This window comes from Comamonas fluminis, from assembly GCF_019186805.1.
Classification (GTDB): Bacteria; Pseudomonadota; Gammaproteobacteria; order Burkholderiales; family Burkholderiaceae_C; genus Comamonas; species Comamonas fluminis.
Genome location: NZ_CP066783.1, coordinates 2,556,815 through 2,569,625, shown reverse-complemented (window position 1 = coordinate 2,569,625; position 12,811 = coordinate 2,556,815). Strand labels below are relative to the sequence as shown.

General features: G+C 59.2%; 7 protein-coding genes. 5 read left to right on the top strand and 2 right to left on the bottom strand.

Annotated features, from left to right (window positions below; all coding sequences use genetic code 11):
• Positions 1-9: 9 nt before the first annotated feature.
• Positions 10-3,075 carry a formate dehydrogenase-N subunit alpha gene (fdnG, locus tag JDW18_RS12070; protein ID WP_218239706.1) on the bottom strand — a complete coding sequence of 1,022 codons (3,066 nt, stop codon included), beginning with the start codon at positions 3,073-3,075 and terminating at the stop codon, positions 10-12.
• 235 nt (positions 3,076-3,310) lie between these two features.
• Positions 3,311-4,528 (bottom strand): AI-2E family transporter, encoded by a 1,218-nt coding sequence (locus JDW18_RS12065; RefSeq protein ID WP_218239705.1) that lies wholly within the window; start codon positions 4,526-4,528, stop codon positions 3,311-3,313.
• 220 nt (positions 4,529-4,748) lie between these two features.
• On the opposite strand from JDW18_RS12065, the gene JDW18_RS12060 reads away from it, so the two are divergent.
• From JDW18_RS12060 to JDW18_RS12040, 5 genes are all read left to right on the top strand, one after another.
• Complete coding sequence (locus tag JDW18_RS12060; RefSeq protein ID WP_218239704.1) at positions 4,749-7,628, top strand: 2-oxoglutarate dehydrogenase E1 component; 2,880 nt, start codon at positions 4,749-4,751, stop codon at positions 7,626-7,628.
• A gap of 65 nt (positions 7,629-7,693) precedes the next feature.
• Positions 7,694-8,929 carry a 2-oxoglutarate dehydrogenase complex dihydrolipoyllysine-residue succinyltransferase gene (odhB, locus tag JDW18_RS12055; RefSeq protein ID WP_218239703.1) on the top strand — a complete coding sequence of 412 codons (1,236 nt, stop codon included), beginning with the start codon at positions 7,694-7,696 and terminating at the stop codon, positions 8,927-8,929.
• Positions 8,930-9,176: 247 nt separating this feature from the next.
• Positions 9,177-10,604 (top strand): dihydrolipoyl dehydrogenase, encoded by a 1,428-nt coding sequence (gene lpdA / locus JDW18_RS12050; protein ID WP_218239702.1) that lies wholly within the window; start codon positions 9,177-9,179, stop codon positions 10,602-10,604.
• A gap of 154 nt (positions 10,605-10,758) precedes the next feature.
• Positions 10,759-11,856 carry a cell division protein ZapE gene (gene zapE, locus JDW18_RS12045; protein ID WP_218239701.1) on the top strand — a complete coding sequence of 366 codons (1,098 nt, stop codon included), beginning with the start codon at positions 10,759-10,761 and terminating at the stop codon, positions 11,854-11,856.
• A gap of 102 nt (positions 11,857-11,958) precedes the next feature.
• Positions 11,959-12,771 (top strand): hypothetical protein, encoded by an 813-nt coding sequence (locus JDW18_RS12040; RefSeq protein ID WP_246609859.1) that lies wholly within the window; start codon positions 11,959-11,961, stop codon positions 12,769-12,771.
• Positions 12,772-12,811: the final 40 nt, after the last annotated feature.

The window sequence follows — 12,811 nt, the reverse complement described above, 5'->3', positions numbered from 1 at the left end:
AGCTGCTCCTTAGATCTTTTCTACCTTCACGAGGAAGGTCTTGGATTCAGGGGTCATGCTGTTACCGTCACCCACCGAGGCTGTCAGATTGTTGGCCAGATAGCCCTTGCGCCCCTGTGAAGAGAAGCCCCAGTGAATTGGCACACCCACGTGATGGACGGTTTTGCCGTCAATCTTCATGGGCTTGATGCGCTTGGTCACCACGGCTGCAGCCTTGATAAAGCCACGCTTGGAGCTGACCTTGACCTGCTGACCGGTTTCGATACCCAGTTCCTTGGCCAGCGCTTCACCAATTTCCACAAACTGCTCAGGCTGAACGATGTTGTTCAGGTGAACGTGCTTGGTCCAGTAGTGGAAGTGCTCGGTCAGGCGATAGGTCGTGCCGACATGCGGGTAGTCCTTGGGGGCGCCCATGGTGTCCTTGGCGGTTGCCAGGATACGCATCACGGGGCTGCTGACGGCCAGCTTGTTTTCGGGATACATGGGGTTGTATCCCAGCGGGTTGTCAAACGCTTCGTAGTGCGTTGGGAACGGACCTTCGGCCATGCCTTTGCGTGCAAACAGACGAGCCACACCTTCGGGGTTCATGATGAACGGATCGGTGGTCTCCGGAGGCATGGTTGGACCCATATCGGGTACATCCGGGCCGCCCCAGGTCTTGCCATTCCACTTGATCAGAACGCGCTCGGGGTTGAAAGGCTTGCCTTCGCGGTCGCACGATGCACGGTTGTACAGAATGCGGCGGTTGGCCGGCCATGCCCAGGCCCAGTTCAGCGTATTGCCGATACCGGTAGGGTCGCTGTTGTCGCGGCGGGCCATCTGGTTGCCGGACGAAGTCCAGGCGCCAGCCCAGATCCAGCATCCGCCCAGGGTGGTGCCGTCGTCGCGCATTTCGCCAAAGCCGCCCAACTGTTCGCCCGCCTTGCGGATGAGCTTGGTGGGGTCCTTGGGGTCAAACAGGTCCACCAGTGCGCGGCCGTTGTACTCCTTGGCCACTTCCTCGGAGGAGGGGTGAGCCGCCTGAGCGTAGGGCCAGTACAGGTTGGTGATGGGCTCGGGGAACTTGCCGCCTTCCTTCTGGTACAGGGCCTTCAGGCGCAGGTGCAGGGCCGACATGATGGCGATGTCGGTCTTGGCTTCTCCTGGGGGCTCTGCAGCCTTCCAGTGCCACTGCAGCACGCGCGAGGAGCTGACCACCGCGCCATCTTCTTCAGCGAAGCAGGTGGTTGGCAGACGGAACACCTCGGTCTGAATCGATGCGGAATCCACATCGTTGAACTCGCCATGGCTCTTCCAGAACTCGGACGTTTCAGTCGTCAGCGGGTCCATGATGACCAGGAACTTGAGCTTCTTGAGGCCTTCGCGCACGCTGTTACTGTTGGCCAGAGCCGCCAGCGGGTTGAAGCCCTGTGCGATGTAGCCGTTGACCTTGCCCTGCGTCATCATCTCGAAGATCTGCAGCATGTCGTACTGCTTGTCGAGCTTGGGCAGGTAGTCGAAAGCCCAGTTGTTTTCGGCTGTGGCTGCAGGGCCCCACCATGCCTTCATCAGGCTGACGTGGAACTTGGGTGTGTTGGCCCAGTAGTTCATCTGGCCGGGACGCAATGCCTTGGGCGTGCGCGAGGCGATGTACTGGCCGTAGTCCTGTTCGGCTTCGTTTGGCAGCGTCAGGTACCCAGGAAGCGAAGCAGACAGAATACCCAGGTCCGTCAGGCCCTGAATGTTGGAGTGGCCGCGCAGCGCGTTCATGCCGCCGCCAGCAATACCGATATTGCCCAGCAGCAGCTGGATCATGGCGCCGGTACGCAGAATCTGGGCGCCGATGGTGTGCTGGGTCCAGCCCAGGGCATACATCATCGTGGCCGAGCGGCCTGGCACAGCCGTCGATCCCAGCTTCTCGCACACGTGCAGGAATTTTTCCTTGGGTGTGCCGCAGATGCTCTCGACCTTTTCAGGGGTATAGCCCTCGTAGTGCTTTTTGAGCAGCTGGAAGACGCAACGGGGGTGCTGCAGAGTCGGGTCAACCTTGGCAAAGCCATCGTCGCCCATCTCGTAGTCCCACGAACCCTTTTCGTAGGTGCGCTTTTCGGGGTTGTAGCCCGAGAAGATGCCGTCGTTGAACGCAAAGTCTTCGCGCACGATGAAGGTGAAGTCCGTGTAGTTCTTCACATACTCGTGGTGAATCTTGTCGTTCGTGAGCAGGTAATTGATCACACCACCCAGGAACACGATGTCCGAGCCCGAACGAATAGGGGCATAGAAATCAGCTACGGATGCAGAGCGGTTAAAGCGCGGATCGACCACCATGAAGTGAGCCTTGTTGTGCTCCTTCGCTTCGGTCACCCACTTGAAACCACAAGGGTGTGCTTCAGCGGCATTGCCGCCCATCACCAAAATAACGTCCGCGTTCTTGATGTCGACCCAATGGTTCGTCATCGCTCCACGGCCAAACGTCGGGGCAAGACCTGCCACCGTCGGGCCGTGTCAGACACGTGCTTGGTTATCGAGTGCAAGAAGGCCCCAGGAACGGGCCACTTTGTGCGTGATGTATCCGGCTTCATTGCTGGCGGCCGAAGCGGCCAGCATGCCGGTGGTCAGCCAGCGGTTGACCGTCTGGCCCTTGTCGTTCTTTTCGACAAAGTTGGCGTCGCGGTCGTCCTTGAGGAGCTTGGCAACGCGAGTCAGCGCCTCATCCCAAGAGATGCGCTTCCACTCGCTGGAGCCAGGAGCGCGGTACTCGGGGTACTTGAGACGGTTGGGGCTGTGAACGAAGTCCAGCAGCGATGCACCCTTGGGGCACAGTGTGCCGCGATTGACCGGATGATCCGGGTCGCCTTCCACGTGCATCACGGACAGATGCGCGTTTTTGGCGCCGTCGCCCAGGGAGTACATCAAGATGCCGCAGCCTACAGAGCAGTAGGTGCAGGTTTGGCGGGTCACGGTGGTGGCGGACAGTTTGTACTGCCGCACCTCGGCCAGAGCGGCTGTGGGTGAGAAACCCATCAGCGCCAGGCTGGAACCCGCCAGAGTCGAACCAGTCACTTTCATGAACTGGCGTCTGGAGAATTGGACCATTGTGGGGTACCTTTTCGAAATAACGCTTTGTGTGAAAGCAAATTTTACGGTTTGGTCACCAATTGGCCCAGATAACAATCCCTTAATTCCTGACCTCAGCCGTGCGCCTTTGACAGTAAATTCGTGAATGTCAGCATCTTTTGAAATTTCAATGATGCCGATCATCAAAATTTATAGCTAGTCGCGCTTGCAGGAATTAGGCGAGTTGGGGAAATTGGTGGCGGATTTCAGCGCTCTAGCCTTGTTTTTGGTCGGGTGACTGCAATTTTTCGTTTTCTGGGCTTTCGCTGGAAGCGTCTGCAGGCAAAGGAGGCGTGCTGGTTGTGGTAGCGGGCAAGGGCTCGGGTGTGGCCACTTCTTGCTTGCGGGCTAACTCCGCGTGCTCGGCGGTCCAGGTCGCTTCATCCTGCTCCTGCATCTCGGCAAACATAGCCCAGGTGGCCATGAAAAGGGCCGCAATCGCCGGGCCCAGAACAAAGCCGGTCAGCCCGAAGACGGCCATGCCGCCCAGAGTGGAGATCAGCACAATGTAGTCAGGCATCTTGGTGTCTTTGCCAACCAGCAGCGGGCGCAGCATGTTGTCCACAAAGCCGATCACCAGCGTGCCATAGGCGGCCAGGACCAGACCCTTGGTGGTGTCGCCAGTGGCCAGAAAATAGATGGCCACCGGCCCCCAGACCAGACCTGCGCCTACGGCGGGCAACAGGGACAGAAACGCCATGACCACGGCCCACAGCACCGGGCCCTGAATGCCCAGAATCCAGAAAATCAGGCCGCCCAGTGCGCCCTGGGCCGCGGCAACGGCCAGATTGCCTTTGACGGTGGCGCGGATTACGGTGGCAAATTTGATGGCCAGTTCACGCTTGTGGTCAGGTGCCAGCGGGGTTGCGCGCCAGATGCGTTCAATCAGCGATTTGCCGTCGCGCAGCAGAAAGAACATCAGATAAAGCATCACGCCGAAGCCCACGACAAAGCCCAGCGTGTTCTGGCCCAGTCCCACGGCCTTGCTGGCCGCCAGCTTGCTGGCCTGCAGCGCAATATTGGACAGCTTTGTTTGCAATTCCTCCAGCGTTCCCAGGTGCAGCTTTTCCAGCCACGGTGTCATCCAGCTGGGCAGGGCGTCAAAGATTTGCTGCAGATAGCTGCCAAACGAGGTGTTGCCACTATTGATGCGCTCGTAGATGGCAGAGGTTTCCTTGACCAGCGAGAGGCTGATGAGCACCAGCGGCAAGATGACGACGAAAAGACTGAGAAGCAAAGTCAGGATCGCGGCCAGAGTGGGCTTGTTGGGCATGCGCGCAACAACGCGTTTGTGGAAGGGCGCGAAGACGATGGCAAAGGCAACCCCCCAAAAGATTGCCATGGAATATTCCGAGAGAACCCAGATGAATGCGGCGGTGACTGCTATCAAAAGAAGAATGAAGCTGCGTTTGTGCAGAGGCAAAAGTGGCATGGTTTTCCTTGTTTAGAGGGCCTGCCCAATGTAAGCGAGGCTTGCGAACGTAAACATATGGTCTTTTATAAGAGTGAGTGCTCGAACAGTGGCACAATGGCGCCAGCAACTCAAGGCCCTTCCCTAGCCACAGTCGCATCCGCCAATCGGTACAGCCGTGTCGCGGAAGGTTCCACAAACCAGCTAATGCTTTCTGAAGGAAAGCGGAGGTCAGCGCAAGATGAGCGATCAGTCATCGGTTTACAAAGCCTATCAAGGCAATACTTACCTCTTCGGCGGCAATGCCCCCTATGTCGAAGAGATGTACGAAAGCTATTTGGCCAATCCTGGCAGCGTGCCGGATTCGTGGCGTGAATACTTCGACGCACTGCAGCACGTGCCTGCAGTCGACGGTACAGATTCCAAAGACATTCCTCACCTGCCTGTCATCAACGCCTTTGCCGAACGTGCAAAGCAGGGCGGCACCAAGGTTGTTGTCGCTTCGGGCGCAGACTCCGAACTGGGTCGCAAGCGTACCGCAGTGCAGCAGCTGATTGCTGCTTACCGCAACGTGGGTCAGCGCTGGGCTGATCTCGACCCCCTCAAACGCACTGAGCGCCCCGAAATCCCCGAGCTGGAGCCTTCTTTCTACGGCTTCACCGACGCCGACCAGGAAGTGGTGTTCAACACCAGCAATACCTTCTTCGGCAAGGATTCCATGACTCTGCGCGAGCTGCTCAATGCGCTGCGCGAGACCTACTGCGGCACCATGGGTGCTGAGTACATGTATGCCACCGACCAGAACCAGAAGCGCTGGTGGCAGCAACGCTTGGAGTCGATTCGCTCCAAGCCCGTTTTCAACGCCGAAGAAAAGAAGCGCATTCTGGACCGCCTGACAGCGGCCGAAGGCCTGGAACGCTATCTGCACACCAAGTACGTGGGCCAGAAGCGCTTCTCGCTGGAAGGTGGTGAATCCTTCATCGCAGCGATGGACGAACTGATCAACTCCGCCAGCGCCAAGGGCGTGCAGGAAGTGGTCATCGGCATGGCTCACCGTGGCCGTCTGAACGTGCTGGTCAACACCCTGGGCAAGATGCCCAAGGACCTGTTCGCCGAGTTCGATCACACAGCCCCAGAAGATCTGCCTGCTGGTGACGTGAAGTACCACCAGGGCTTCAGCTCTGATGTGTCCGCCAAGGGCGGCCCCATGCACCTGTCGCTGGCGTTCAACCCTTCCCACCTGGAAATCGTGAACCCCGTGGTCGAAGGTTCGGTGCGCTCGCGCATGGACCGTCGTGATGACCCTCAGGGCAAGCAAGTGCTGCCCGTGCTGGTGCACGGTGACGCGGCCTTCGCTGGTCAGGGCGTGAACCAGGAAACCCTGGCACTGTCCGAAACCCGTGGCTACACCACAGGCGGTACGGTTCACATCATCATCAACAACCAGATCGGTTTCACCACCTCTGACCCCCGCGACCTGCGCTCGACCACCTATTGCACGGACATCGTGAAGATGGTGGAGTCTCCAGTTCTGCACGTGAACGGTGATGATCCCGAAGCCGTGTGTCTGGCGATGCAGCTGGCCCTGGACTTCCGTATGGAATTCTCCAAGGACGTGGTCGTGGACATCGTCTGTTTCCGTAAGCTGGGCCACAACGAGCAGGATACTCCCGCTCTGACACAGCCTCTGATGTACAAGAAGATTGGTGCCCACCCCGGCACGCGCAAGCTGTACGCAGACAAGCTGGCCACCCAGGGTCTGGGCGAAACGCTGGGCGACGACATGGTCAAGGCCTACCGCGCTGCCATGGACGAAGGCCGTCACACTCAGGAAGTGGTGCTGACCAACTTCAAGAGCAAGTACGCCGTGGACTGGAGCCCCTTCGTGGGCAAGACCTGGACCGATGCTGGCGATACTGCGATTCCTCTGACCGAGTGGAAGCGTCTGGCCGACAAGATCACCACGCTGCCTGCCACCGTCAATCCTCACGCTCTGGTCAAGAAGGTCTATGACGACCGCGCTGCCATGGGCCGTGGTGATGTGAACGTGGACTGGGGCATGGGCGAAACCATGGCTCTGGGCTCTCTGGTGGCTTCCGGCTATCCCGTGCGCCTGTCGGGTGAAGATTCGGGCCGCGGCACCTTCACACACCGTCACGCTGTGATTCACGACCAAAAGCGTGAAAAGTGGGACGAAGGCACCTACATTCCTCTGCAGAATGTGGCTGACAATCAGGCTGACTTCACCGTCATTGACTCCATCCTGTCCGAAGAGGCAGTGCTGGGCTTCGAGTACGGCTATGCATCGAACGACCCCAACACTCTGGTGATCTGGGAAGCTCAGTTCGGCGACTTCGCCAACGGCGCTCAAGTGGTGATCGACCAGTTCATCGCCTCCGGCGAAGTGAAGTGGGGCCGTATCAATGGCCTGACACTGATGCTGCCTCACGGCTACGAAGGTCAGGGTCCTGAGCACAGCTCGGCGCGTCTGGAGCGTTTCATGCAGCTGGCCGCTGACGCCAACATGCAGATCGTGCAGCCCACAACGGCCAGCCAGATCTTCCACGTGCTGCGTCGCCAGATGGTTCGCAACCTGCGCAAGCCTCTGGTCATCTTCACGCCCAAGTCGCTGCTGCGTAACAAGGATGCGACATCGCCTCTGTCCGAGTTCACGAATGGCGGTTTCCAGACCGTGATTCCCGAGCAGGACGAAGCCGTGGTCAAGAACGCCGCCAGGGTCAAGCGCATCATTGCCTGCTCGGGCAAGGTGTACTACGACCTGGTCAAGAAGCGCGCAGAGAAGGAAAGCAAGGACGTGGCCATCATCCGCGTCGAGCAGCTGTATCCTTTCCCTCACAAGGCATTCGCTGCTGAAGTAAAGAAGTTCGCTAACGCGACTGACATCGTGTGGTGCCAGGATGAGCCACAGAACCAGGGTGCCTGGTTCTTCATCCAGCACAATATTCACGAAAACATGCGTGAAGGCCAGAAGCTGGGCTACTCCGGTCGCGCTGCGTCCGCATCGCCAGCTGTGGGCTACTCGCATCTGCACCAAGAGCAACAAAAGGCACTGGTGGAAGGCGCATTCGCCAAGCTCAAGGGTTTTGTCCTGACCAAGTAAGGCAGTAACCCCTTTATCTACGTTCGCACACGTATCAGACAAAACACTTTTTGGAAAGAATCAAAATGGCCATCGTTGAAGTCAAAGTTCCTCAGCTGTCCGAATCCATCACTGAAGCCACCATGCTGACCTGGAAGAAAAAGGTTGGCGAGGCTGTCGCTGTCGATGAAATCCTCATCGAAGTGGAAACCGACAAGGTCGTGCTGGAAGTGCCCGCTCCCTCGGCTGGTGTGATCACCGAAATCCTGCAAGGCGACGGCGCAACCGTTACCGCCGAGCAACTGATCGCCAAGATCGACACTGACGCCGTGGCTGGCGCCGCTGCGCCTGCTGCTGCCCCGGCAGCCGCTGCTTCGGCTCCTGCCGCTGCAGCACCTGCCGCCAGCGCCGACAAGAGCGGTGTGGCCATGCCCGCTGCTGCCAAGATCCTGGCCGACAACAACCTGTCCGCCGCCAACGTGGCTGGCACAGGCAAGGACGGCCGCGTGACCAAGGGCGACGCCCTGGGTGCCATCAAGGCTGGCTCCTCCATCCCCACTGGCGCTCCCAAGGCGGCTCTGCCTCAGGTGGCAGCTCCTGCTTCTAAGGAAGAGCTGGGTGACCGTCCTGAGCAGCGCGTGCCCATGACACGTCTGCGTGCCCGTATTGCCGAGCGTCTGCTGCAATCGCAAGCGACCAACGCCATCCTGACCACGTTCAACGAAGTGAACATGGCGCCTGTGATGGACCTGCGCAAGAAGTTCCAGGACCAGTTCACCAAGGAACATGGCGTGAAGCTGGGCTTCATGTCCTTCTTCGTCAAGGCGGCTGTGCACGCCCTGAAGAAGTTCCCCGCAGTGAACGCCTCGATCGACGGCAACGACATCGTCTATCACGGCTACTTCGACATCGGTATCGCTGTGAGCTCGCCTCGCGGTCTGGTGGTGCCCATCCTGCGCAATGCAGACCAGATGAGCTTCGCCGACATCGAAAAGAAGATTGCCGAATTCGGTCAGAAGGCCAAGGAAGGCAAGCTGGGCATTGACGAAATGACTGGCGGCACCTTCTCCATCTCCAATGGCGGTACTTTCGGCTCGATGATGTCCACCCCCATCATCAACCCCCCTCAGTCCGCCATCCTGGGCGTGCACGCCACCAAGGACCGCGCTGTGGTCGAAAACGGTCAAGTGGTGGTTCGCCCCATGAACTATCTGGCCATGTCTTATGACCACCGCATTATCGACGGCCGCGAAGCCGTGCTGAGCCTGGTGGCCATGAAGGACGCGCTGGAAGATCCTTCCCGCCTCCTGTTTGACCTGTAAACATGAGCCAACCCCCTGTGGCGCTGCGCGCCTTCCCCCTTCTCTCGAATTGCCTTGCAATTCGGGTAGGGGGACGCAGCCAGCGCGGCGGGGCGGCCCTTGCGCGGCTGCCGCTGGCATGTGCCGCGCAAGTTCAGGCGCAGTGAACTGAAGTAGTTTCAGACGATCTGAGATGAGCTAAACCCACCCTTGGCCACGCAGCCCTGCGGTGGGTTTTTTAAGTACCCAACACCAAGAGATTTGAATCATGAGCAAGCAATTTGACGTCGTCGTGATCGGCGCAGGCCCCGGCGGCTATATCGCTGCCATCCGTGCTGCACAACTGGGTTTCAACGTCGCCTGTATCGACGAGTGGAAGAACGCCGCTGGCGGCGCTGCTCCTGGCGGCACTTGCACCAACGTGGGTTGCATCCCCTCGAAGGCGCTGCTGCAGTCTTCCGAGCACTACGAGCATGCCAAGCTGCACTTTGCTGACCACGGCATCTCCACCGGCAAGGTCGAGATGGATGTGGCCAAGATGATCGGTCGCAAGGAAGCGATCGTGAAGCAGAACAACGACGGCATCCTGTACCTGTTCAAGAAGAACAAGGTCACTTTCTTCCACGGCCGTGGCTCCTTCGTCAAGGCTGTTGAAGGCGGCTACGAAATCAAGGTGGCTGGCAAGGAAGAAGAAACCATCACCGGCAAGCAGATCGTGGTGGCCACAGGCTCCAACGCCCGTGCACTGCCTGGCGTGCCTTTCGACGAAGAGCACATCCTGTCCAACGACGGCGCTCTGAGCCTGGGCAAGCTGCCCAAGAAGCTGGGTCTGATCGGTTCCGGCGTGATCGGCCTGGAAATGGGTTCGGTCTGGCGCCGTCTGGGCACGGAAGTGACCGTGCTCGAAGGCATGGACAAGTTCCTGCCCGCCGTGGACGAGCAAATCGCCAAGGAAGCCAAGAAGGCTTTCGACAAGCAAGGTCTGAAGATCGAGCTGGGCGTGAAGGTTGGCGAAGTCAAGGTTGGCAAGAAGGGCGTGTCCGTTGCCTACACCAACGCCAAGGGCGAAGCCGTGTCGCTGGAAGTGGACAAGCTGATTGTCTCCATTGGCCGTACTGCCAACACCAATGGCCTGAACGCTGAAGCCGTGGGCCTGGCCCTGGACGAGCGCGGTTGCATTGTGGTGGATGACCTGTGCAAGACCAATCTGCCAGGCGTGTGGGCGGTGGGCGACGTGGTGCGTGGCCCCATGCTGGCGCACAAGGCCGAAGAAGAGGCTGTGGCCGTGGCCGAGCGCATTGCGGGCCAGCACGGTCACGTGAACTTCGCTACGCTGCCTTCCGTGATCTACACCAGCCCTGAAGTGGCATGGGTGGGCCGCACCGAGCAGCAACTGAAGGCCGATGGCGTGAAGTACAAGGCTGGCACTTTCCCCTTCCTGGCCAACGGTCGCGCACGCGCACTGGGCGATACCACCGGCATGGTGAAGTTCCTGGCGGATGCTGAGACCGACGAAATCCTGGGCGTGCACATGGTGGGCCCCATGGTGTCCGAGCTGATCTCTGAAGCCGTGGTGGCCATGGAGTTCAAGGCATCGAGCGAAGACATTGCCCGCATCTGCCACGCACACCCATCGCTGTCCGAATCCACCAAGGAAGCGGCCCTGGCCGTGGACAAGCGCACTTTGAACTTCTAAAGTTTTTTCAGTCTTGCGCGCAGACTTATGACATGGCTGTGATGTGTCGGCGCGCAAGCTGAAGTTTCTTTTAGAATTCAGAACAAAATGGCTGCTATCGCTTAGTCCATAAGCGCTAGCAGCTATTGTTTTTTGAGCATCTGGAGACAAGACGGTGAATGTAAAACAGGCCTACGAGGCAGAACTGGCCGCCAAGGGTTTCAAAAGCGATCCCGCGCAACTGCGAGCTGTCGAGGCGCTGCAGCGCTGTGCCGACGAGTGGACGGTGTACAAGGGCAAGCGCTCCAATGCACTCAAGAAACTGATCAACCACCCCGATCTGCCCAAGGGTGTCTATATGTTCGGCGGTGTGGGGCGCGGCAAGAGCTTTCTGATGGACTGCTTCTTCAATGCCGTGCCCATCAAGCGCAAGGTGCGCCTGCACTTTCACGAATTCATGCGCGAGGTGCACCGCGAGATGCACCTGATGCAAGGCACGCAGAATCCGCTGGATGCGCTGGGTGCCAAGATTGCCAAGAAGTACAAGCTGATCTGCTTTGACGAATTCCATGTCTCCGACATCACGGATGCCATGATTCTCTACAAGCTGCTGGAGTCGCTGTTTGCCAACGGCGTGGGCTTTGTCACCACCTCCAACTTCGAGCCAGACGGGCTTTACCCCGGCGGCTTGCACCGTGACCGTATCCTGCCCGCGATTGCGCTGCTCAAGGAGCGCATGGAAGTGGTGAACGTGGACAACGGCACCGACTACCGCCGTCGCACGCTGGAAGACGCCAAGCTCTACCACTGCCCGCTGGGTGCTGAGGCCGATGCCGAGATGGAGGAAACCTTCAACCGCCTAGCAGAAGCGCATGACGAAGAGCCGGTGATGCAGATCGAGACCCGCCAGATTGCGGCCAAGCGCCGTGCGGGCGGCATGATCTGGTTTGATTTCCGCGAACTGTGCGGTGGCCCGCGTTCGCAGAATGACTATCTGGAAATTGCCACGCAGTTTCACACCATCTTGCTGTCGGATGTGCCGGAACTGCATGTCAACATGGCATCGGCTGCGCGGCGCTTTACGCTGCTGGTGGACGTGCTGTATGACCGCCACGTCAAACTCATCATCTCAGCGGCCGTACCGCCCGAGAAAATCTACACCGAAGGCCCGCTGGCCCACGAATTCCCGCGCACGGTCTCGCGTCTGAACGAGATGCGCTCCAAGGAATATCTGGCACTGGAGCGCCGTGTGGTGGACACCCGGTTGACCTGAATGGTGCTGCGGGAGTTTTAAGATGTGGCTGTTGGGCTTATGCCCTGTGTGCCCCTGTATGGCCCCTATGGTCCCCCTATGGCCCGTATATCGCTCATGAAGATGTCCAAACTCTCTGCTTTGATTTCTGCCTCTCTTGAACGCAGTGGCCGCACTGCGGCGCTGTCGCTGGCTGCTTTGTGCGTGGCGGGTTCTGCGCTTGCGACGCCATCTGCACCATCCACGCCGCCCGTGCCCGCTCCGGCATCCGCTGCACCGGCAGTGCCAGCGGGGAGTGCGGATGCCAAACAGGCGAAAAAAGTGGCTCAGGACAAAGAGCGTGAACGCCTGCGCAAAGAGTGGGAAGCAGAGCGAAAAGAGATTCAGGCCAAGCGCAGCATGATTGAGCACCAGAGCCTAGAAGACGAAAAGCTCTGCTATCAGAAGTTTGCGGTGGAAGGCTGCCTGGCTGATGCCCGGGCGGCTGCCCGCGAAAAAGATGCACCATTGCGTGCGCGAGAGCTGCAGATCAACGAGGTGGAGCGCAAGGAAAAAGCGGCTGAGCGCCTTAAAACCATCGAAGAGAAGAAAGCTGAGAATGCTGCTGTGCCCATGAAGGCGCAGCAGCGCGACAAGACGCCTCGCTCTGCGCCAGGCCCTCAGGGCTCAGGCGCCAAGCCTGCGGTGGATGAAGAGGCCGCGCGTGCACAGCGCCAGACGGAGGCGCAGCAGCGCGCAGCCAGACAAAGCGACTATGTGCGCCGCCATGAGCAAAATCGTGCCCAGGCCGATCAGGGCCGTGCCGAGCGCGAAGCCAAGGCCCGGGCCGATCACGAAGCCAAGCTCAGGGAAGCCGAGGCGCACAAGGCCAGCATGCTGAAAAAGGCGCAGGAGGGCGGCAAGAAAGCAGCGCCCTTGCCCGCACCAGCACCGTAAGAACGGCAGACACGGCAAGCACGATTAGTGCTATCAAAAT

What these genes read in the sequence shown, in the direction of transcription:
- JDW18_RS12065 (WP_218239705.1), bottom strand. Translation starts at nt 4,528, where the DNA reads ATGCCACTTTTGCCTCTGCACAAACGCAGCTTCATTCTTCTTTTGATA.
- JDW18_RS12060 (WP_218239704.1), top strand. Translation starts at nt 4,749, where the DNA reads ATGAGCGATCAGTCATCGGTTTACAAAGCCTATCAAGGCAATACTTAC.
- odhB (WP_218239703.1), top strand. Translation starts at nt 7,694, where the DNA reads ATGGCCATCGTTGAAGTCAAAGTTCCTCAGCTGTCCGAATCCATCACT.
- lpdA (WP_218239702.1), top strand. Translation starts at nt 9,177, where the DNA reads ATGAGCAAGCAATTTGACGTCGTCGTGATCGGCGCAGGCCCCGGCGGC.
- JDW18_RS12040 (WP_246609859.1), top strand. Translation starts at nt 11,959, where the DNA reads ATGTCCAAACTCTCTGCTTTGATTTCTGCCTCTCTTGAACGCAGTGGC.